The organism is Allobosea sp. UNC402CLCol (assembly GCF_000745475.1).
Classification (GTDB): Bacteria; Pseudomonadota; Alphaproteobacteria; order Rhizobiales; family Beijerinckiaceae; genus Allobosea; species Allobosea spartocytisi.
In genome coordinates this window covers 278,660-300,068 of sequence record NZ_JQJJ01000010.1, presented here as the reverse complement: position 1 = coordinate 300,068, position 21,409 = coordinate 278,660, and the positions used below count along the sequence as shown (strand labels likewise).

19 protein-coding genes and 1 tRNA gene are annotated in these 21,409 nt (G+C 68.8%); 10 read left to right on the top strand and 10 right to left on the bottom strand.

Annotated features, from left to right (window positions below; translation table 11 throughout):
* Positions 1-89: 89 nt before the first annotated feature.
* A complete protein-coding gene (locus GY40_RS13430; RefSeq protein ID WP_051987969.1) occupies positions 90-2,111 on the top strand; it encodes a L,D-transpeptidase family protein in 2,022 nt (673 codons plus the stop codon).
* A gap of 319 nt (positions 2,112-2,430) precedes the next feature.
* Positions 2,431-4,185, top strand: a complete 1,755-nt coding sequence (locus GY40_RS13425) for a peptidoglycan L,D-endopeptidase MepK (protein ID WP_051987968.1) — start codon at positions 2,431-2,433, stop codon at positions 4,183-4,185.
* 122 nt (positions 4,186-4,307) lie between these two features.
* Here GY40_RS13425 and GY40_RS13420 read toward each other — a convergent pair whose 3' ends face one another.
* Positions 4,308-4,916 (bottom strand): glutathione S-transferase family protein, encoded by a 609-nt coding sequence (locus tag GY40_RS13420; protein ID WP_038363029.1) that lies wholly within the window; start codon positions 4,914-4,916, stop codon positions 4,308-4,310.
* 78 nt (positions 4,917-4,994) lie between these two features.
* Positions 4,995-5,996, bottom strand: coding sequence for a LysR family transcriptional regulator (locus GY40_RS13415; protein WP_051987966.1), 1,002 nt, complete (start codon positions 5,994-5,996; stop codon positions 4,995-4,997).
* 191 nt (positions 5,997-6,187) lie between these two features.
* Here GY40_RS13415 and GY40_RS13410 point away from each other — a divergent pair, with 191 nt between their 5' ends.
* On the top strand, positions 6,188-6,775 hold the full coding sequence (locus GY40_RS13410; RefSeq protein WP_038363026.1) for a nitroreductase family protein: 588 nt from the start codon (positions 6,188-6,190) through the stop codon (positions 6,773-6,775).
* A 124-nt stretch (positions 6,776-6,899) separates the two neighbouring features.
* On the opposite strand, the gene GY40_RS13405 is transcribed toward GY40_RS13410, so the two are convergent.
* On the bottom strand, positions 6,900-7,142 hold the full coding sequence (locus GY40_RS13405) for a DUF2312 domain-containing protein (protein WP_038363023.1): 243 nt from the start codon (positions 7,140-7,142) through the stop codon (positions 6,900-6,902).
* A gap of 230 nt (positions 7,143-7,372) precedes the next feature.
* On the opposite strand from GY40_RS13405, the gene GY40_RS13400 reads away from it, so the two are divergent.
* The 3 genes from GY40_RS13400 to pyk all read left to right on the top strand — a co-directional run bounded on the left by GY40_RS13400 (position 7,373) and on the right by pyk (position 10,643).
* On the top strand, positions 7,373-8,677 hold the full coding sequence (locus tag GY40_RS13400) for a glycerate kinase type-2 family protein (RefSeq protein ID WP_081925365.1): 1,305 nt from the start codon (positions 7,373-7,375) through the stop codon (positions 8,675-8,677).
* Positions 8,678-8,679: 2 nt separating this feature from the next.
* The gene (locus GY40_RS13395) at positions 8,680-9,126 is read left to right on the top strand and encodes a DUF1036 domain-containing protein (protein ID WP_038363021.1); all 447 of its coding nucleotides are present in this window, start codon (positions 8,680-8,682) and stop codon (positions 9,124-9,126) included.
* A 77-nt stretch (positions 9,127-9,203) separates the two neighbouring features.
* Positions 9,204-10,643, top strand: coding sequence for a pyruvate kinase (gene pyk, locus GY40_RS13390; protein WP_038363019.1), 1,440 nt, complete (start codon positions 9,204-9,206; stop codon positions 10,641-10,643).
* Positions 10,644-10,779: 136 nt separating this feature from the next.
* Here the strand turns inward: pyk and GY40_RS28485 are convergent, their stop codons facing one another.
* Together GY40_RS28485 and ykgO are read right to left on the bottom strand one after the other, a co-directional pair.
* Positions 10,780-11,418: a tetratricopeptide repeat protein gene (locus GY40_RS28485; protein ID WP_038363016.1), complete on the bottom strand. Its 639-nt coding sequence runs from the start codon at positions 11,416-11,418 to the stop codon at positions 10,780-10,782.
* A gap of 157 nt (positions 11,419-11,575) precedes the next feature.
* Entirely contained in the window at positions 11,576-11,701 is a 126-nt protein-coding gene (ykgO, locus tag GY40_RS13380) for a type B 50S ribosomal protein L36 (RefSeq protein WP_038363015.1), read from the bottom strand.
* Between the two features lie 247 nt (positions 11,702-11,948).
* Here ykgO and GY40_RS13375 point away from each other — a divergent pair, with 247 nt between their 5' ends.
* Positions 11,949-12,158 (top strand): hypothetical protein, encoded by a 210-nt coding sequence (locus GY40_RS13375; protein WP_038363012.1) that lies wholly within the window; start codon positions 11,949-11,951, stop codon positions 12,156-12,158.
* Positions 12,159-12,202: 44 nt separating this feature from the next.
* Here the strand turns inward: GY40_RS13375 and GY40_RS13370 are convergent, their stop codons facing one another.
* Positions 12,203-13,516 carry an MFS transporter gene (locus GY40_RS13370; protein ID WP_038364094.1) on the bottom strand — a complete coding sequence of 438 codons (1,314 nt, stop codon included), beginning with the start codon at positions 13,514-13,516 and terminating at the stop codon, positions 12,203-12,205.
* A gap of 53 nt (positions 13,517-13,569) precedes the next feature.
* Positions 13,570-13,965 (bottom strand): MarR family winged helix-turn-helix transcriptional regulator, encoded by a 396-nt coding sequence (locus GY40_RS13365; protein ID WP_038363010.1) that lies wholly within the window; start codon positions 13,963-13,965, stop codon positions 13,570-13,572.
* Positions 13,966-14,054: 89 nt separating this feature from the next.
* On the opposite strand from GY40_RS13365, the gene hisE reads away from it, so the two are divergent.
* Positions 14,055-14,432: a phosphoribosyl-ATP diphosphatase gene (hisE, locus tag GY40_RS13360; RefSeq protein ID WP_038364092.1), complete on the top strand. Its 378-nt coding sequence runs from the start codon at positions 14,055-14,057 to the stop codon at positions 14,430-14,432.
* A gap of 244 nt (positions 14,433-14,676) precedes the next feature.
* Positions 14,677-14,753: transfer RNA gene (locus tag GY40_RS13355), tRNA-Arg, on the top strand.
* Positions 14,754-15,077: 324 nt separating this feature from the next.
* Here the strand turns inward: GY40_RS13355 and GY40_RS13350 are convergent.
* Both GY40_RS13350 and GY40_RS13345 read right to left on the bottom strand, forming a co-directional pair.
* Positions 15,078-16,316 (bottom strand): flavin monoamine oxidase family protein, encoded by a 1,239-nt coding sequence (locus GY40_RS13350; protein WP_038363008.1) that lies wholly within the window; start codon positions 16,314-16,316, stop codon positions 15,078-15,080.
* Entirely contained in the window at positions 16,313-17,857 is a 1,545-nt protein-coding gene (locus GY40_RS13345; RefSeq protein WP_038363006.1) for a cation:proton antiporter, read from the bottom strand. The genes GY40_RS13350 and GY40_RS13345 overlap by 4 nt, the downstream gene beginning before the upstream one ends.
* Positions 17,858-18,276: 419 nt before the next feature.
* Between GY40_RS13345 and GY40_RS13340 the strand changes: the two genes are divergently transcribed.
* A complete protein-coding gene (locus tag GY40_RS13340) occupies positions 18,277-19,896 on the top strand; it encodes a B12-binding domain-containing radical SAM protein (protein ID WP_038363004.1) in 1,620 nt (539 codons plus the stop codon).
* A gap of 129 nt (positions 19,897-20,025) precedes the next feature.
* Here GY40_RS13340 and GY40_RS13335 read toward each other — a convergent pair whose 3' ends face one another.
* Positions 20,026-21,366: an MFS transporter gene (locus tag GY40_RS13335; protein ID WP_248311163.1), complete on the bottom strand. Its 1,341-nt coding sequence runs from the start codon at positions 21,364-21,366 to the stop codon at positions 20,026-20,028.
* Positions 21,367-21,409: the final 43 nt, after the last annotated feature.

The window sequence follows — 21,409 nt, the reverse complement described above, 5'->3', positions numbered from 1 at the left end:
GTGGCGGCCTGTTGCGCCGCCGCATCTTGTGGAAGCAAACCGAGTCACGCAGGAATGGGCGTGATCCGGCATTCATCGGGATAGCGACTATGCCTCGTCGCCACTGGGCGAATCTGACCTCGGCATCCGCCCTGGCCATCATGCTGAGCTGCGCTCCGGTGCTTGCCCAAACGCCTCCGGCCCAAGCCCCCCTCGCCACCGATCCGGCGACCGGCGTGCCCCTGCCCGAGACGCCCCAGCTCAAGCTGCTTGACACCGAGAAGCCGGCCCCTGCCGGCCAGACGGCGACGGACCGCCCCTCCGACAGCGACATCGTCACCGGAACCGTGAAGAGCGGCGCAACCTTGCGCGGTGCCGCCTCGGTCGATGCCACGGCCCCCGTCGAGACGGAAACCGAGCCGGTCACGCTCGACATTCCGCAAGTCGAGGTGCCGGCGCTGGACCCGGCGCTCGTGCCGGCCTCGAAATCCTCCGAGCCGGCGCCCGCCCCTGCTCCCGCCGAGACCGCGCCCGTCCAGGCCGCCCCGGCCCTGCCGGCTCCGGACAAGCCCGTGACGGCCTCGGTGACGGTGGCGCCGCCCGCAGCCGCCCCGGCCGCCGGGCCGCTCGAAGCCATCCCGTCACTGGTTCCGCCGCCCGAGATGCCGAAGGTGGTGGTCGACGTGCCGCCGGGCCTCGCCTTCGCCGCCGATATCGCGGCGCGCGCCAATGACGGCGTCGCGGTCCGCCGCCTCGGCGAGCGCGAGCGCAACGAGATCCTCGCCGCCTATCAGGCGAACGAGAACAAGCCGTTCTGGATCGACGCCAAGGGCTGGACCGCCGCCGGCAAGCGCATCGTCGCCCAGCTCGAGCACGCCGCCGATGACGGCCTGCGCCCGACCGACTACGCCCTTCCGGTCTTCGAGCTGAGCGACAAGGCCAAGCTCGCCGAGGCCGATGTGCGGCTCTCGGCGCTCGCCGTGCTCTATGCCCGCGACGCGCGCGGCGGCCGCCTCGATCCGCGCCGCCTCTCCAAGCTGATCACGCCGACGCTCTACCTGCCCTCGGCGACGGAGGTGCTCTCCGAGCTCGCCGGCGCTCCCGATGCCGGCGCGGTGCTCGCCGCCTACAACCCGCCGCACGAGCAATATCGCCGCCTCAAGGCCAAGCTCGCCGAACTGCGCGAGCATCTCGACGACACGCCGCTAGTGCGCATCCCGGCCGGGCCGCCGCTCAAGCTCGGCATGCGCGACGAGCGCGTGCCGCTGGTGCGCGCCCGCCTCGGCCTCGGCTCCAGCGACGATTCGGTCTTCGACCGCTCGACCTCGCTGGCCCTGGCCGACTTCCAGAAGAAAGCCGGCCTGCCCGCCAACGGCATCCTCAGCGAGCGCACCCTCGCCGCACTCGGCAAGCCCGCGACGGCAAGGGGCGAGGAGGACATTGTCGCCCAGATGGAGCGCTGGCGCTGGCTGCCGCCGGATCTCGGCGCCAAGCACATCATGGTCAACGTGCCGGAGATGCGCGTGCGCGTCATCCGCGACGGACAGGTGATCCACGAGGCCCGCGCGATCATCGGCAAGCCGGATTCGGCGACGCCGATCTTCTCGCACAAGATGGACCACGTCATCGTCAACCCGTCCTGGTACGTGCCGCCCTCGATCCTGAAGAAGGAGTTCCTGCCGGGGCTGGCGGCCGATCCGGACTATGCGGCCAAGCGCGGCTATGTCGTCACCCGCACCAAGGGCGGCGGCATCTCGGTGCGCCAGCCGCCCGGCGAGCGCAACGCGCTCGGCTGGATCAAATTCATGTTCCCGAACGAGCATGCGGTCTATCTGCACGACACGCCGAACCGCCGGCTCTTCGCCGGCGAGCGGCGGGCCCTCAGCCATGGCTGCGTGCGCGTCGACGACCCCTTCGCGCTGGCCGACCAGGTGCTCGGGCCGGAATGGACGAGCGAGCGCCTGAAGAAGCTGATCGGCAAGGGCGAGCGCCGCATCAACCTGCCGCAGCCGCTGCCGATCCACCTCGTCTACAACACCATCGTCATCGGCGCGGACGGCCATATCACCCGCTTCGACGACGTCTACGGCTTCCACCGCCTCGTGCGGCAGGCGCTGGAGCAGCAGGGCTGACGGCTCGCCGGATCTCTCGGCCTCGTCCCGAGCAGCCGCGCCGCGGCCGCTCGGGACGAGGGCGCAGATCATCGAACCGACTCCCGTTTGTGGAGAATCCGGCCGAATTGGGGCCCGGCCGCCGGTTGGGCACCTTTTCGCCACGATCCGTCTTTAGCCAAACGTTCCCAGAAATTCCTGGCGCGGCGCTGGGCGGCTTGCTAACGGGTCGTTAACGCTTCTCCGCAACTGTTCGTTCACGTTCACCATACCGCTTCGGCGGGGGCACCGAGACGGGTCAGACAGATTGGGCAGGACAGACGCCACGATTCCAGGTTGGTTGCGCTTCGGCTCGAAGCCAGCGCGCCGCCGCGTCGCGATGGTCTGCCTCGCAGTCGCCGCATCCCTGCTCGGCATTCGCGGCACGCAGAACGCCGTCGCCAACGGTGACACGCGCACCATCACCATCCTGCACATGCATACCAAGGAGGAGACGACCGTCACCTTCAAGCAGGATGGTCGCTACGTTTCCTCCGCGCTCGAGAAGCTGAACTGGGCCCTGCGCGACTGGCGCAGCGACGAGCCGATCCGGATGGACCCGCGCCTGTTCGACGTCGTCTGGGAGGTTCAGCGCCAGCTCGGTTCCGAGCAGCCCTTCCACGTCGTCTCCGCCTATCGCTCGCCCAACACCAACGCCATGCTGCGCCGCCGCTCGCGCGCCGTCGCCAAGCACAGCCAGCACATGCTCGGCAAGGCGATGGACTTCTATCTGCCCGACGTGCCGACGGCCCGCATCCGCGAGATCGGCATGCGGCTGCAGCGCGGCGGCGTCGGCTTCTACCCGAACGCCCACACCCCCTTCGTCCATCTCGATGTCGGCTCGGTGCGCTCCTGGCCGCGCATGACGCGCGACCAGCTCGTGCGGCTCTTCCCGGACCAGAAGACCGTGCATATCCCGGCCGACGGCCAGCCCCTCGCCGGCTACGAGCTTGCCAGGGCCGAGATCCTGTCGGGCGGCGGCTCGGTCGGCGGCTATGCGGTGGCCGATGCCGATGAGGGCGCCGTCCAGTCCTCCGGCGGCAAGAGCCTGTGGGCCTCGCTCTTCGGTGGTGACGACGAGGAGGCCGATGCCCGGCCGGCGGCGCGTGGCCGCCGCGGCACCCGCCAGCAGCCGGCCGTCATGGCCTATGCCAATACCGGCTATGTCGACAGCAATGCCGCCGATGGCGGCCGCTTCGCCGTCGCCGCCGCGCCCAATCCGGCCGCGCAGGCGCTCACGCGCGAACGCTCGCAGCGCATCGCGCCGCAGCAGGCCCCGGTGCAGGCGGCCCAGGCACAGCCTGAGCCTGCTCCTGCGGCGATCGCCGCCGCGGCCCCGCCGCCGCAGCCCGCCCCCCAGAATCGTCCGCAACTGATCGACGCGCCCTTGCCGCTCGCCCGACCGCGCGGGTTGAGCGCGCCGCCTGACGAGCCGGCGGTGCAGGTCGCATCGCTTCCCGGCGCCGCCGGCCCGCTCGCCTTCGCCCAGACCGGCCCGGGCGCCGAGCAGAAGCTCGTCCTCGCCTCGCTGCCGCCGCGCCGCCCGGACGCGATGACCGCCCCGGAGAGCCTCGTCGTCGCCGGGACGCCGGCCAATGCGCCTTTGCCGCCGATCCGGCCGACCGGCCTCGCCGATGCGGCGCTCGCCGCCCTGCGCCCGGCCGATGGCGGAAACACTGCCTCTCCCGCCATCGAGGGCAGGCTCGTCACCGCGAGCCTGCCGCCGGTCCGCCCGCGCGAAGGCGGCGTCAGCTACGTGACTGCGACGGAGCGCTCGGTACCGGTCGCCGCCGATCCCGAAGAGCCGGTCGGCATGGACCGCTCGGGTCTCGATTCGCTGTTCGCCACGGTCGTCCGGCCGGCCCGCAACACCGGCAAGCCGGTCGCGGTGGCGACGGCGCGTGCACGCGCGGCGGCGCCCTCCGCCGCCCCGATCGCCGGTCCAAGCCCCGCTGCGGCGCTCGGCTTCAGCCATGGCGACCCGATCGACGCCAAGCCCGGCGCCTTCACCGGCCCGGCCGTGCGCCCGCTGCCGACGAATTTCGTACAGAACTGAGCGCCGTTTCGCCGTCATGCTCGGGCTTGACCCGAGCATCTCCGGACGCGCTTGTCCCGGAGCCTCCTTCGGTCCGAGACTCTCGGGTCGCCCTGCGGTCGCCCGAGAGTGACGCCGCGCCCTCACTCCCTGTCGATCGGCCAGGCCTTGAAGACGTCCAGCGCCTCGCAGGCGGCGGCCTGCTTCGCGAGATGGGGCCAGCGCTCCTCCGGCGCGAAGTCCGGGATCACGAAGCAGCAGAAGCCCCAGGCGATGGCGGCGGTGATGTCGCTGGGCAGAAGCTCCGGTCCCGCCGTCAGGGCGCCGTCGCGCGCGGCCGCGTCGAGCAGGTCGAGCGCGGTGTGGAGCTGCGTGACGATGCGCTCCTGCCAGGGCGCGTAGCGCTGCGCCTCCGGCCGCTTGCGCTCATATTCGATCGCGACGGCCTTGTCGGCCGCGACGATGCCGATCCCGGTCAGCGACAGGTCGCGCTCGCGCGAGACGGGCTCGACCGGCCTGAGCGAGCGGCCGGCGACATCCTCGAAATGCTGGATGATCAGCAGCGATTCGCTGATGACCACGCCGCCCTCGGTGACCAGGCTCGGCGCCTTGATCAGCGGGTTGATCGCGCGGAACGCATCCATGTGCCGGAACACCGACACCGAGCGATGCTCGAAGGCGACGTCGAGCAGCGTGCCGATAATGGCGGCGCGGCGCACATAAGGACTGTCGAGCATACCGACCAGCAGCATCAGGCGATCTCCCATGGAACGAGGCGAGCCTGCCGGAAGCCGCACCGAAAGCCACGCGAAATCGCGTGATGCCGCGGATCACGCCGGCTGATGCTCCGGCGCGGCGACAACCCTGGCGACCGCTTCGCCGCTTTCCCACGGGGCCTCCCGGGAGACGCCTCGCTCCTGCATCGCCATCTGGCAGGGGTCCCAATAGGGCGTGCCGCCGAAGCGCTCGACGAGCAGGTCGATCAGCACGCGCACCTTCCCCGGCACGAAGGCGCCGGGCGGGCGCACGACATAGAGGCCGCGCGTCGGCATCGGATAATCCAGCAGCGCGTGCTTGAGCGCGCCCGAGTGGATCGCGTCCGACGCGATGAAGTTCGGCAGCACGACGAGGCCGAGCCCGGCCACGGCCCATTCCAGCAAGGTCTCGCCGCTATCCGAGCGCAACCGGCCCGGCGGCCGGACGGAAACCCAGCGCTTGCCCATCCGGAACGTCCATTCCTGCTCGGCGGTCCCTGTGTAGAGCAGGCAATCATGCTCGGCGAGATCGTGCGGCGTCGCGGGACGGCCCTTGCGGGCGAAATAGGAGGGGCTGCCGAGAACAGAAGTGTGAACCGGCGCGATGCGCCGGGCGATCAGGCTCGAATCCTTCAGCGTCCCGACCCGGATCGCCGCATCGAACCGCTCGCCGATCAGGTCGACATATTGATCGCTGGCATGCACGTCGATCTCGAGCCGGGGATATTTCAGCGCAAGCTCCCGCAGCAATGGCGCGACATGGCGGTTGCCGAAGGTCAGCGGCATGGCGAGCCGCAACCGGCCGGCGACGCCGCCCGCCTGCTGCGCCACCGCCTCGCGCGCCTCCTCCAGCTCCGCCAGGATGCGCTCGCTGCGGGCCTTGAACTCGTTGCCGGCCTCGGTCGGGCTCACTCCCCGCGTCGTGCGGCTGAGCAGGCGCGTGCCGAGCTCCTCCTCCAGCTTGCTGACGCGGCGGCTGACGATGGATTTCGACAGGCCGAGAATCTGGGCCGCGCGCCCGAAGCCGCCCGTCTCGGCGACGGCGATGAAGCTGCGGATATCGTCGAGCTCCGCCATGGGGCGTTCCTCCGGATGCAACAGTCTGGTGCCTATTATGGGTGTTCCGGTGCAGCAAGTGAACCGCTACCTCTCCACCACCGAACATCAGGTCCCGCTTTCGCAGAAGGGCGCCCCAGGGTGCGTTCCGAGAAAAGCCATTCCGGCTCATCGGCCTGCCAGCGTGATCCGCGTTCACCTACGAGGAAGCCATGCTCGACAAGCTTAAGAAGCGCCGTACGCAATATGCCCTCGGCAAGAACCTGCCGATCTCCGAAACGCAGGTCGATGCCCTGATCAGGGACGCGATCCGCCTGTCCCCCTCCAGCTTCAACTCGCAGAGCTCGCGCGCCGTCGTCCTTTTCGGCAAGGAAAGCGACAAGTTCTGGAACATCGCCAGCGAGGCGCTTCGTGCGGTCGTGCCGGCGGCTGATTTCCAGGCGACGAGCAAGAAGCTTGACAGCTTCGCCAGCGGCGCCGGGACGGTGCTGTTCTACGAGGATCAGGAGCCGGTCAAGGCTCTCCAGGCCAATTTCCCGCTCTACGCGCACAACTTCCCGATCTGGTCCGAACATTCGACCGGCATGGCGCAGTTGGCGGTGTGGACGGCGCTTGCCGACGCCGGTATCGGCGCGAGCCTTCAGCACTATCATCCGCTCGTCGATGCCGACGTGGCCAAGACATGGAACATCCCGGCCTCCTGGGAGCTCAAGGCCCAGATGCCCTTCGGCTCCAATGAGGCCGGCTTTGCGGAGAAGACCTTCATCGACGACGAGCTGCGGTTCCGCACCCACCGTTGAACGAGGCTCGCGACCGGGCAGCGCCGGACGGACCGGGCTGCGTTTCGTCGCCTGAACGAACCGCTTGAAAAGCAAACGCCGCTCGGGATCTCTCGAGCGGCGTTTCAGTATTCTCTGTCGAGGCTCAGACCGTCTCGCCGACCGCCTGGAGATAAAGGTCGAGGATCGCCTCCTCCTCCTTGCGCTCCTCGAGGTCGCGCTTGCGCAGCGCGACGACCTTGCGCAGCACCTTGACGTCGTAGCCGTTGCCCTTGGCCTCGGCATAGACCTCCTTGATGTCGTCGGCGATCGTCTTCTTCTCTTCCTCGAGCCGCTCGATGCGCTCGACGATGCTCTTGAGCTGATCGCCCTGAACCGGATCGTCCATGTCATATCCTTCCGGGATCGTAAAATTCGGCCGGCAGCGTTCGCCCGGAACGGGTCCGGGCGTCAAGCCGCAACGCTTCGCAGCGGCGCGTCCTTCAACAGATCCGATGCCGCGGCCGCTTCAAAAGTATGATTACATCATCAAAAGGCAGATGACGCGCGCGCGCCCCCGGCCTAAGACTCGGCCATAAACAACCGCCCTCGACGGGCGGCGCGGGGGCGAGGCGCGGCGTGCGGCCATCATCGATCGACATCAGTGTACTGCGCCTGACCGCGCGGACGATCTACGATGCCGCCGTGGCGCGCGCGCATCCTTCGGGCTGCCTGCCGCAGCATCTGCCGCCCGCCCCGGAACGGGGCCGCCTGATCCTGCTCGCCGCCGGCAAGGCCGCCGGCAGCATGACGGCGCTGGCGGAGGCGCATTACCTCGAGGGCGGCCTGCCGCCCGAGCGTCTCACCGGCCACGCCGTCGCCCGCCACGGCTATACCGCGCCGACCCGGCTGATCCCGATGGTGGCCGCCGGCCATCCGGTGCCGGACGAAGGCAGCGTCGCCAGCGCCGGCCGCGCGCTCGAACTCGCAGCCTCCGCGACAGCCGACGACCTTGTGCTCGTCCTGCTTTCCGGCGGCGGCTCGGCCAATTGGGTCGCGCCCGCCGGCCAGCTGACGCTCGCCGAGAAGCGGGCCGTGACCAAGGCGCTGCTGCGCTCCGGCGCGCCGATCGGCGAGATGAACATCGTCCGCAAGCGGCTCTCGCGCATCAAGGGCGGCCGGCTCGCGCTCGCTGCCGCGCCGGCCCGGCTCCTGACCCTCGCCATCTCCGACGTCCCCGGCGACGATCCCGCCGCCATCGCCTCGGGCCCGACCGTGCCCGATCCGAGCACGATGGCGGACGCCCGCGCCATCGTCGCCCGCTACGGGCTCGATCTGCCGCCGGCCGCCCGCGCCCTCATCGACGACGACGCCAATGAGACGCCGAAGCCCGGCCACCCCGCCTTCGCCAACAGCGCGTTCCGCATCATCGCCCGCCCAGCCGATGCGCTCGCCGCTGCCCGCGCCGCCGCCGAGGCGGCCGGCTATGAGGTGATCGATCTCGGCGCGGATCTGGAGGGCGAGGCCCGCGAGGTCGCCGCCGCCCATGCCGACATGGCCAGGCGCCTGAAGGCCGAGGGCCGGCGCGCCGCGATCCTCTCCGGCGGCGAATTGACCGTGACCCTGCGTGGCTCCGGCCGCGGCGGCCCGAGCCAGGAATATGCGCTGGCGCTCGCCATCGCGCTTGGCGGAGAGGCGGGCATCGTCGCGCTCGCCGGCGATACGGATGGCACCGATGGCGGCGGCGGCGAGGCGACCGACCCGGCCGGCGCCGTCATCGATCCCCAGACATTGACGCGCGCGGCCGCGATCGGCCTTGATCCTGCCCGATCCCTCGCCGACAACGATTCGACCGGCTTCTTCGAAGCGCTCGGCGATTTGCTGCAGCCGGGACCGACCCTGACGAACGTCAATGACTGCCGCGTGATCCTGATCGAACCGTGAGAATGCCCGGACATCCTCGAACGGCCGCCTTTGCATGGGCCGTCGGCGCCGCCTTCCTGCTCCTGGGCGCGCTGCCGGCCAAGGCCGATCTGCGCATGTGCAACACCACCACGAGCCGCATCGGCGTCGCCATCGGCTATCGCGACGCGCAGGGCTGGACGACCGAGGGCTGGTGGAACATCAGCCCGCGCGGCTGCGAGACGCTACTGCGTGGCACGCTGGCCGCGCGTTATTACTATGTGCACGCCGTCGATTACGACAAGGGCGGCGAATGGACGGGCAAATCCGTCATGTGCGTGCGCAACAAGGAATTCACGATTCGCGGCATCGAGGACTGCCTGGCGCGCGGCTATGATCGCGCCGGTTTCTTCGAGGTCGATACGGGCGAGCAGAAGAGCTGGACCATCCAGCTCACCGACACCACCGGCGGGGCCCCGCCCCGGCCCTGAGGCCGGGCCGAACGGGACCAGGCCGCACGAAACGACAGAGATGGCGGCGGGCTTGGAGCCGGCCGCGGGGGAAGACGATGAAGCGCGAACGCCGGATCAAGATCATTGCCACGCTGGGCCCCGCCTCCGCGACCGAGGAGATGTGCGCCAAGCTGTTCGAGGCCGGCGTCGACGTCTTCCGCATCAATATGAGCCACACCCAGCGCGAGACGCTCCATGACAAGGTCGCGATGCTGCGCGGGCTGGAGGCGAAGTTCCGCCGGCCGGTCGGCATTCTCGCCGATCTGCAGGGGCCGAAGCTGCGCGTCGGCTCCTTCGGCGGCGATGGCGGCGCCATGCTCGAGAAGGGCGCGCGCTTCATCCTCGATTCCGACCCCGCTCCGGGCGACGTGAACCGCGTCTACCTGCCCCATCCGGAAATCCTGAGCGCGCTCGAGCCGGGGCACCATCTCATTCTCGACGACGGCAAGCTGCGCCTCATCGTCGAGCAGGCGACGCCCGAGCAGGCCGTGACGAAGGTGCTGATCGGCGGCCGGCTCTCCTCGCGCAAGGGCGTCAGCCTGCCCGACACGGTCATTCCGGTTTCGGCGCTGACGGAGAAGGACCGCTCCGATGCCGAGGTCGCCGCTGAGGTCGGTGTCGACTGGATCGCGCTCTCCTTCGTGCAGCGGCCGGAGGACATGGCGGAGCTGCGCAAGATCGTGCGCGGCCGGGCACTGGCGCTCGCCAAGATCGAGAAGCCGCAGGCCGTCGCGCGGATGGAGGAGATCATCGACGCCTCCGACGCGATCATGGTCGCGCGTGGCGATCTCGGCGTCGAGATGCCGCTGGAGAAGGTGCCGGGCACGCAGAAGCGGCTGACCCGCATGGCCCGGCTCAAGGGCAAGCCGGTCGTGGTCGCGACCCAGATGCTCGAAAGCATGATCACGAGCCCGGTGCCGACCCGCGCCGAGGTCTCCGACGTCGCGACCGCGGTCTTCGAGGGCGCCGACGCGGTGATGCTCTCGGCCGAGAGCGCTGCCGGCCAGTATCCCGTCGAGGCGGTGACGATGATGAACCGCATCGCCGAGGAGGTCGAAAACGACGCGGTCTACCGCTCGATCCTCGATTCGCAGCGCAACGAGCCGGAGGCCACCGGCGCCGACGCCATCGCCAAGGCTTCCCACGAGATCGCCGAGACGCTGAACCTCAAGGCGATCTGCGCCTGGACCTCGTCCGGCTCCACCGCCTTCCGCATTGCGCGCGAACGCCCCAATTCGACCGTGATCGCCCTGACGCCGAACCGCGCCACGGCGCGACGCCTCACCTTGGTCTGGGGCGTCCACGCCATCGTCACCAAGGACGCCAGCGACGCGGACGACATGGCCTTCCGCGCCTGCAAATTCGCAGTGCGCGAGCATTACGCCAAGATCGGCGACCGGGTGATCGTCGTCGCCGGCGTTCCCTTCGGCACGCCGGGCGCGACCAACATGGTCCGCATCGCCTTCGTCGCGCAGGAGCATGTCGCGAAGGCGTGAGCCGACCATCGCTCAGCGTCATTCTCGGGCGAAGCGAAGCGCAGACCCGAGAATCTCGGGACGACAAAGCGCTGAAATCCGCTTCGGCGAGAGATGCTCGGGTCAAGCCCGAGCATGACGGGAGGTTTCCGGGCGCTCAGGTATCGCGCCCGTCGACCTCGAATTTCAGCGACTCGACGGCCTTCTTCACCGTCTCGAATTCCGGATAGACATCCAGCGCCCGGCGGAAGGCGACCATGGCCGCCTTGTCGTCGCCCTGCTGGCGCAGGATGAGGCCGAGCCCCATCATCGCGCCGTAATGGCGCGGCTCGCGCTTCAGCGTCTCGCCGATGTCGAACAGCGAGCGGATCGGGTCGCCGGCGATGTAGAGCGCGTTGGCGCGCTGGTTCCAGGCCTCGGCCCAGTCCGGCTGCAGGCTGATGACCCGGTCGAGCAATTCGATCGCCAGATCCGTCTGCTTGGCCTTGAGCGCCTCCTGCGCCCGCGTCATCAGCAGGTCCGCCGTGTCGGAGCCCGAGCGCGCCCAGCGCCGTTGGATCAGGTTGGCGACGCCCTGCGCCTCTTCCGGCGTTTTCGCGTCATGCAGGCGCTGGAACAGCCGGTCGAGCGTCGCCGCCGGCGTGCGCGGCGCGGGAGCCTCCGGCGCGGCCGGGTTTTCCATCTTGTCGGAGGGCGGGACCGAGCCCGGCCGCTGCGGCGGAACGGCCTGCGCCATGGCGCCTGCCGATGTCAGGGCCAGCGCCAGAAGGGCGGTGCCGATGCGAGATGCGCTCATGAGGGAGAATTTAGTCGCCCTGTCCGGGACGTCAAATCACGCACCGGCGAGGCGGGACGGCGCCTGCGCGAGGCAACGCAAAAAAGCGGCACGCCATCGGCGTCCCGCTTCGCAAAGTCCTGGCTCCGCCGCGCGGCCTTGCAGGCCGCGTGGAAGCTCAGCCCTGACGCGCCTTGAAGCGCTTCTGGACCTTGTTGATGATGTAGACGCGGCCCTTGCGGCGCACCAGCTGGTTGTCGCGATGGCGCGCACGCAGCGACTTCAGCGAATTGCGGATCTTCATTGTACCAACTCCATCGGCCCGCCCTCGCGAGCGCGCCGGTCAAAAAACTCACAGTCTGCGAAGCGAGCCTCGCGGCCCTCATCGCCCATGACAACGGTGCGACTGTTGCGATGTCGGCTGTATACGGATTTTTCCGTGGATCGCAAGTGCGATCGCCACCGCTCCGCCAGGAAATCCGCTTTCCATCCTCGGGAACCTTGGCGACAAGACAGCGTTCCCATCCTCGCCTTCACCGGAGACCCGGCCCATGCGCCTGCCCCTTCTCGCTTCCGCCCTCACCGCCGCCCTCATGCTCGCCGCCTGCGGCAACACCGTGGAGCAGCGCATCGGCGGCGCCGCTGTCGGCGCCGGCACGGGCGCCGTCGTGGCCGGGCCGGTCGGCGCTGTCGTCGGCGGTGCAGCCGGAGCCGTCACCGGGCCGTCCGTCGCGCGCGCCACGCGCCGTGCAACCCGCTGAGCGAAGGACCGAGCCTGCGACGCAAGGCTCGGTCACCCGCGATCCTAGGCTGCGGCGGCCTGCCGGCCCCGCAGCGGCAGGCTGCCGCCCTTGAGGCAGACCGCCATGCCGGCGGCGATCAGGCACAGCGCCCCGGCGATGAAGAAGGCCGGCAGGTAGCTGTCATAGGCCGTGCGGCTGAAGCCCGCCCCATAGGCCGCGAAGGCGGCGCCGAGCTGGTGGCCAGCGAAGATCCAGCCGAAGACCAGATTGGCCCGCTCGCCGAAGCGGTCGGCGGTGATCTTCACCGTCGGCGGCACGGTCGCGACCCAGTCGAGCCCGTAGAACACGGCAAAGAGCGACAAGCCGTAGAACGAGAAATCGGTGAAGGGCAGGTAGAGCAGCGACAGCCCGCGCAGGCCATAATACCAGAACAGCAGCCAGCGGCTGTCATAGCGGTCGGACAGCCAGCCCGAGCCGACCGTGCCGATGAAGTCGAAGACGCCGATCATCGCCAGCACGCTCGCCGCCGTCACCGCCGCCATGCCGAAATCGCCGCAAAGCGAGACGAAATGCGTCTGGACGAGGCCGTTGGTACTCGCCCCGCAGACGAAGAAGGTGCCGAAGAGCAGCCAGAAGGCGCCCGTCCCGGCCGCCTCGCGCAGCGCCAGCAGCGGCGACATCAGCATCGCCCCGAAACCGGCGGGCTGCGCCGGCGCCGGCACGATCCGGTCGCCACCATAAGGCGCGAGGCCGAGATCGGACGGCCGGTCCCGCATCAGCAGCAGCACCATCAAGGCCGCGAACAGCAGCATCCCGAGCACGAAGACGAGCGCGCCGCGCCAGCCGACACTGTCCGCCAGCCCGGCCAGCAGCGGCAGGAAGACGAGCTGCCCGGTCGCGGTGCTCGCCGTCAGCAGGCCGATCACCAGCCCCCGCCTGTGCTGGAACCAGCGCGTCGCCACGGTCGCGCCCAGCACCATCGCGGTCAGCCCCGTGCCCAGCCCGACGACGACGCCCCAGAGCAGCACGAGATGCCAGATCTTGGTCATCGCGAAGGAGCCGAGAATGCCGCTGGCGATCAGCACGAGCGCGGTGCTCGCGACCCGCCGGACCCCGAACCGGTTCATGAAGGCCGCCGCGAAGGGGCCCATCAGGCCAAACAGCACAAGCCGCACCGCCAGAGCCGAGGAGATATCCGCCGTCGCCCAGCCGAATTCCCGCTCCAGCGGACCGATCAGAACGCCCGGCGCGCCGACCGCGCCGGCCGTGACCAGCATGGTCAGGAAGGTCACGGCGGCGACCACCCAGCCATAGTGAATGCCTCGGCGCCCCAGCGCCCCGGCGAGGCCGGACGGCGGATGAACGATCTGATCCATCGTGATCTCCATTAAGGGCATATGCCCGCATTATGTCCGAAACAAAGGCTTCGTCAGTTCGCCGCGACGGCTTCCAGCAGCGCCAAGGTGGTGGGGCCGAGCTCCTGCTCCATCTGGCTCTGAATGCCGTCCCAGAGCGGCCCGGCCTCGTTCAGGAGCGCTTGGCCGCGTTCGCTCAGCTCGACCATGGCCTCGCGCTGGTCATCGCCACGGCCGAGCTCCACCAGCCCCATGCGCTGCAGCACGCGGACATTGCGCCCGATGGTCGAACGGTCGAGCTCGGTCAGGCGGGCGAGCTGCGTCAATGTCAGCGGGGCGTTCCGCTCGATGTTCCGCATCAGGCTGTACTGGGCGATATTGATGCCGAGCGGCGCGAGCGCGCGATCATAGACCCCGGCCACCCGGCGGGTCACGGTTCTCAGGACGGTGCAATAGCAGCGGGAAGACATTTCAGGGGTATATACCCGCAATACCTTCGCCACAAGCCCTCCCCTGCCACTGTCATCAAACTCACATTTGGCCGCTTGAGGGTCGGATGATGAGTGATTCGGTCCAGAGACTTCACGCTGCCATCGGGCGGACCCGCGGAGGCGACCCCAGCCGCTCGCGCACGGCCAAGCTCTTCGCCGGCGGCATGGCCAAGATGGCGAAGAAGGTGGCGGAGGAGGCGGTCGAGACCGGCATCGCCGCGCTTCAGGGCCAGCGTCGCGAGACGATCCTGGAAAGCGCCGACCTGATCTACAATCTCGTCGCCCTCTGGGCGGCCATGGGCATCGAGCCGAACGAGATCTGGGGCGAACTCGAGCGCCGCGAGCGGCTGTACGGGATCGCGGAGAAGCTCCCGAAGGGCCGCCCCCCTGCCCGGCCCAAGCGCGAACCGCGCCCGAAACTCGCCATCGGCTCGCCTGTCGGCTGACTGTTCGGCGGCATCGAACCCGATCCGGCGATCTGCTTTCCGGTCACCGGGCTCGGCTCGCCGCGGCATTGTAGGACGCCGCCTCGGCGTCTTCGGCCCGCTTGTCCAGCCGGGTGACGCCCAGCGCTGTCCACAGCCGAGCCCCTTTGCAAGGCACCGTCATTTTCTGGGTTGCCAAGACGAAAGCGAGCGGCTACATCCGCCGCATCAGGCCAGACGCGCAAGCGTCTTGACGCACTGATACGCGCCCGTAGCTCAGCTGGATAGAGCATCAGACTACGAATCTGAGGGTCAGAGGTTCGAATCCTTTCGGGCGCGCCATTACTTAGCTCTCTTTCGAGAGCCCCGTTTGCAGCCCGGTTACAGGGCCGCTTACAAACACAAACTCCCCCTTGGTTCTGGGATCGGCGCTTCGCGCGCAGGTCGATGACGTTGTCGATCTTCGCTCGTCCATTGCCTGTGAGGCTGCGGCGCTCTGCCTGCCGGCGATAGATTTTGGCCTCCTTGTCGGTGGCGTGCTCGATCTGGGCCATGACCTCGGCATCGCGCGCGCCGGCCATCGCCAGCTCCACGCCGCGCGCGTGACGAAGGCCGGGTGGGGTGAGGCCGGAGCGCATGACACCCGCGACAACGCTCCTCAGGTCTCTAGACCTGCAAATGAGCCTTCCGCGTTGCCAGAACGGCTCGTGCGGCAGCAAGGCCGGTTTGAAAGGCGCCATGCGCGGTCGAGAAATCCTGCGTCGAGCAGGCCTCGCCGGCAAAGAAGAGCCTGCCGTCGACCTCCCCGGCGAGAATGGCCCGGGCTTCAGCATGACCTGGCAAGGCATGGCTGTAGGAGCCTCGCGCAAAAGGCTGGCGGCCCCAGCGCGATTGCGCGATCGGCTTCAGCCGGCTCCGGATCCCCGAGCCGAAAAGCCCGGCCAGCTCATCGAGCGCGAAAGCGGCGAAAGCGCCGCCATCGGCTTCGAGCTCGCGGGCAGCCGCGCCGCCGACGAAGCCTTCGATCAGCGGCCGGCCGAACGGCCTCAGGTGGTAACTTGCCGTCCGCGCCACATACGGATTGCCCAGGACCTGCGTGTCCGGTTCGAAGCCGTCGCAATCGGACAATTTGAAGATGATCTTGTCGGCCAGGCCGAGAGGCAGCGCACTGGCGGCATCGATGTGATCCGAAGCCCGCGGCGGCAGACGTATCCCGCCGGAGGCGAGCACGTCGGTCGGGACGGTGACGATGACGCGCGCCGCCTCGATCTCGCCTCTGGCGGTGGTCAGCCTCAACGCGCGTCCCGATGCGTCGATGCCCGAGACCGGCGTGCCCAACGCGACCGGAACGTCCTTCGCCGCGGCGGCAATGAGGCTGCCATAGCCCTCGCTCACGCGCCAGTTCACGCCGCTGTCGGCATCGGCATAGGCGAGATAGTCGCGGATCGAAAGCTGCTCCAGCTCCGTGCCGTTGATGTAGGTGCTCAGCGCCTCGAGATAGGGCGTCCAGCGGTCGTGGGCATCGAGACGATCCGAGGCGCGATCGCTGCCGGGCGGCGCCTCACGCAGGCGCTGCTCGAAACGGGCGAAGGCCGCGCGCGCGGCGTGCTGGTCGGCCGCGGGAAAGCCGAGATCGCGAAACTGGACGCCCCATGGCGGCGTGGTTCGGTCGAGCTGGAAGCCGAGCTCCGGTGCCAGCGCGGCCCAGGGGTTTCGATCCGCCGAATGAAGCCAGCCGCAGCCGAGGTCGAAATGCAGGCCGTCGCCGAAAGCGGTATGCGCCCGCCCGCCGATCCTGTCGGTCGCCTCGATCAGAAGCACGGCAAGCCCGGACGCGGCGAGATGCCGGCCTGCGGCCACGCCGGCCGCTCCGGCCCCGACGATCGCGACATCGAGCGGCTTCATGCAGTGCCCTCCCGCGGGGAAGCGCCGAGCTCCAGCCAGTCGAGTTCCTCCTCGAGTCGGTGGAAGGCGTCGTCGCCGATGGTGCCGCGCTGCCGCAGATCGAATGCCGTCTTGCGCGCAACCGCGAGCGCCGTCCGCCGCAGGGCGTTATGGTCGGTGTCGAGCTGCGCGGTCCGCCCGGTCTGCTCCAGCATGTCGCGATACTCCTGCCGGATCGGCGCCGCAGCCGCCGGAAGCGCGCCTTCGAGCGATCCGATCGCCGCCTCAAGCGCCGCCTTCCGCGCCAGGGCGAACTCACGGTCGACCGGGTGATCGTCGCTGATGGCGAGATAGCGCAGCAGCGGCGCAAGCGTCAGCCCCTGGATCAGCAGCGTGCCGACCACGACGGTGAAGGCGCAGAGCAGGATCATGTCCCGATGGGGGAAACCGACGGGAAGGGCGTAGGCGGCGGCGAGCGTGACGATGCCGCGCATGCCGCTCCAGGCGACGACGGCGCTGCCTTTGATGTTCCGGAGCGAGGCCGCCTTGTCGCTCACGCCGGAGGTTCGGCCCGGACGCAGGAGGGCGAGCGTCCTGTAGGTCGCCACCCATGTCAGCCTGACCACGATGACGGTTGCGAGAACCGCGAACGCGATCCAGGCATTTTCGACGCGCTGCGCGGCGTCGAAACCCTCGAGGATCGGCCGCAACTGCAAGCCGACCAGCACGAAGGCAAGGACCTGGAGCACGAAGACCGTGGTCTCCCACACGGCATAGGAGGGGATGCGCAGCCGCGCGCTCGTCCGGGCCGGTGCTGTCCGCGCGAGAACGATGCCATAGACGACGATGGTGATGATCCCGGACAGATGCAGCCGCTCCGCCAGGATCCAGACGCCGAAGGTCGAGATGAACTGCAGGATGATGGCGCTTGGCGGGTCGCCGAACAGCGCGAGCAACCGCACCGAAACCCAGCCGAGCAGCGCGCCGAGAATGATGCTGCCCACCGTGACGAGGGCGAAGGCCGGCAAGGCGCTCGTCACGCTGAAGCTGCCGGCCGCGACGGCTCCCAGCGCCAGGCGGTAGATCAGCAGCGCGGTCGCATCGTTCAGCAGGCTCTCGCCCTCAAGGATCACGACGATGCGATGGGGCGGCCGCACCCTGCGCAGGATCGCCGTCGCCGCGACGGCGTCCGGCGGCGCGACGATCGCTCCCAGCGCGATCGCAGCCCCCCAGGGCAGTTCGGGCACGAACCACCGCGCCACCAGGGCGACGGCAGCGGTCGTGACGCCGACGGCGATGAACACCAGGCTGGTCACCGGCAGCCAGTTCCGGCGCAGATCGCGCGGCGAGCTGTCGAAGGCCGCATCGAGCAGGATCGGCGCGACGAACAGGGCGAGCACGAGCTCCGGATCCAGCGTGATGCGCGGCGCATTGGGAATGAAGGCGAGCGCCGTCCCGCCGATGGCGAGCACGACGGGGTAAGGGATACCGGCCCGCCGCGACCCCGCTGCGAGAAGGACAGCCCCGAACATGATGGCGAGGATCGACTCGAACAGGACCATGCCTTGCGATCTTATCGCCGTTTCAGGAGGTGTCGATCACGATCGATCGGAGCGTCGTCGCTGTCGCATCTCAAGCTCCTCAGGCGCGGGGCGCGCGAACATGTGCCTGAGCCGCCGCCGCCTCCAAGCTTTGTCGCTTGCGGCAGTTTCTGGAGCTGCCTCGACGGCACCACCATCATCCGCGAATGGACAGACCTTTGATCTGAAAGGCGAATTGCGCGCGCCACGCCGCGGCACCGGCCTTGCTCTCTCCGGATAAGGGCGACCGACCCTCGCTTATCCGTCCTCGAACGGTTGGAGCAATGGTGCTATGGGTGGGAACTGCCCGGAGCCATTCTGGATCGTGCCCCGAATGGCCGCCGCGATCTTGCCGCTCCCGCTTCCTCCCCGGCTCACCAAGCGCGAACAAGGAAGATGAGATGTCGATCGACCGCTGCCGGGTGCTGATGATCTATCCGCGGTTCAACCCGGGATCCTTCTGGAACTACAAGGCGACCTGCGAACTGGCCGGAGCGCGCCACCCCGCCGCGCCACTCGGATTGATCACCGTTGCGGCGCTGCTTCCCGCGACATGGGAGATCCGGCTCCTCGACCTGAATGCGGAGGAGCTCGACGAACGGGACTTCGCCTGGGCGGATCTCGTCATGACCGGGGGCATGCTGCCGCAGCAGGACGGAACGCTGGCCGTCATCGCGCAGTGCCGCTCCCGGGGAAAGCCGGTCGTGGTCGGCGGTCCCGATGCGACATCGACGCCCGAGATCTACGAGGCCGCCGATTTTCGGGTGCTGGGCGAGGCCGAGGAGATCATGGCCGGCTTCGTCGATGCCTGGAACGCGGGGGCGAGAAGCGGGGACTTCCGCTCCGAGATGGGCAAGACCGACGTCACCAGGAGCCCAACACCGCGCTTCGACCTCCTGAAATTCGCGCATTACCTGCATGTCGGCGTGCAGTTCTCACGCGGCTGCCCGTTCAATTGCGAGTTCTGCGACATCATCGAGCTCTATGGCCGCGTGCCGCGCACGAAGACGAACGCGCAGATCCTGACCGAGCTGGATACCCTCCACGCGCTCGGATATCGCGGCCATGTCGATTTCGTCGACGACAACCTGATCGGCAACAAGAAGGCGTTGAAGCAATTCCTGCCCGCCCTGACGCAATGGATCAGGGACAGGAACTTTCCTTTCGAGTTCTCGACCGAGGCGTCGATCAATCTCGCCGACGACGCCGCTCTGATGCAGTCCATGAGCGAGGCCAACTTCTTCACGATCTTTGTCGGCATCGAAAGCCCGGATACCGACACGCTGGTCTCGATGCAGAAGAAGCAGAACACCCGCCGCAGCCTCCAGGAGAGCGTCCATCGCATCTACAAGGCCGGGCTTTTCGTGAATGCCGGCTTCATCCTCGGCTTCGACAGCGAGAAGGGCAGCGTCGCGCGCGGCATGATCGACTGCATCGAGGATACCGCGATCCCTGTCTGCATGGTCGGCCTGCTCTATGCGCTGCCCAACACCCAATTGACGCGGCGTCTCGATCGCGAAGGCCGCCTGTCCATTCCCGACGACGCCGACCATACGCAAGGGCTGGGCGATCAGTGCACCGCCGGGCTCAACTTCGTCACCAGCCGCCCGCGCCGCGCCATCCTCGACGACTACAGGGCGGTGCTCGAGGCGGTCTATGCACCCGGCGCCTTCTTCGGGCGCGTCCGGCGGGTCGGCCGCATGCTCGACTGCACCAATCGCCAGCTGGAGCTGCCGAAGTCGATGGAGTGGGAGGAGATGAGATCGTCATGGCGCCTGATCTGGCGCATGACGACGGCGAAAGGCGGCGTGCGGCGCGAGTTCTGGAAAACCGTGATCGATTGCCTCACGCATAATCGCCAGGCGCTGCCCTATGTGATGATGATGGTCGCGCTCTATCTCCATCTCGGGCCGTTCTCCCGGCAGGTGATGGCCCAGGTCCAGCAGCAGATCGACCGGCTGGCCGACGCTCAATCGCCGGCAGACATCCCGGTTGCCGCGATGTCGGCCGCCGTGGCGTGAGGGTGAACGGCATGCGATCTCGGACGGCCAAAGCCGGATCGCATCCGTAAGGCTGCCGAGGCGTCCTGCTGGGCAGGCACGCAATCCTGTCCAGCGAAGATGCGGATGCCGCGGCACCGCCCGCCTCGCTCAGCGCCCGGCGGACATCCGCATCAGCTTGCCGCCCATGATCAGGGCCGTCAGGCTGAAGGCCGCCGCCAGCATGACGTACCAGGCCGGTGCGAGCGCGCTCCCGGTCTGCACGATCAGCCAGGTGGTGATGAAGGGCGCGAAGCCGCCGAAAAGCGTGACCGCGAAATTATAGGCGATGGACAGGCCGGTGGAGCGCATGGCGGGCGGGTAGAGCTCGGCCATCGCCGCCGGCGCGGGGCCGCTGAAGCCCGCGATCAGCACGGCGAAGACGATCTGCGCGAGCATGAGGTTGAACGCGCTGGGCTGGCCCGTCAGCCAAAGCAGCATCGGCCAGCTCAGCAGGAAGAGCCCCACCACCGAAGCCAGCATGATCGGGCGCCGGCCCACCTTGTCGGACCAGGCGCCGAACACGGGCGCCAGCACGACGATCAGCGCGAGCCCGACGCTGTTGGCGAGAAGGCTCGCGCTCTGCGGCACGCCGAGCTGGCGCACCGCATAGGTCGGCATGGTGACCAGGAAGAAATAGGTGCAGACCGTCCAGGCGATGGTGATGCCGAAGCCGGTGATCACGGCGGCCCGATGCTGGCCAAGCGTGTCGCGCAAAGGCGAGAAATCGGTCTCAGGCCGCGCGGTGCGCTCGCGCAGGATAGCCTTGAAGGCCTCGGTCTCGTCGACGCGCGAGCGGATGTAGAGACCGACCGGCGCGATCAGGAGCCCGATCAGGAACGGCACGCGCCAGCCCCAGGCCTCGAGCTCGGCCTGCGGGAGCAGGCCGGTGAGCAGCGCCCCCGTCAGGGAGCCCAGCAGCAGGGCGCCGGCCTGGCTCGCCTGCTGCCAGCTCGCATAGAGCCCGCGGCGCTCGGGCGGGGCATGCTCGACCAGGAAGGCGGTGGCGCCGCCGATCTCGCCGCCGGCGGAGAAGCCCTGGATCAGCCGCGCGAGCACGATGATCGCCGGCGCCCAGGCGCCGGCTGTTGCGTAGGTCGGCGCGAAAGCGATCATCGCGGTCCCGAGCGCCATCAGCAGGATCGTCAGCGAAAGCGCCACCTTGCGGCCGCGCCGGTCGGCGAGCGTGCCGAGCACGAGCGCCCCGACCGGGCGCATCACGAAGCCGACGCCGAAGGTGGCGACGGTGAGCAGAAGCGAGACCGTAGCGTCGCCCGCGGGAAAGAAGAGCTTGGCGAGCGTCAGCGCGAAGAAGCCGTAGACGGCGAAGTCGTACCATTCCAGCGTGTTGCCGGCGACGGCGGCGATCACCGCCCGTCGGCTCGAAAACCTGCCGGCCGTCTTCCCGGCTCCGGATTCGGACATGGCATGCGTGGCGGCGAGTTCTGTCATGGTGATCCCCTCTTTGAAAAACGGGCCCTTGGCGTCGAGGCTG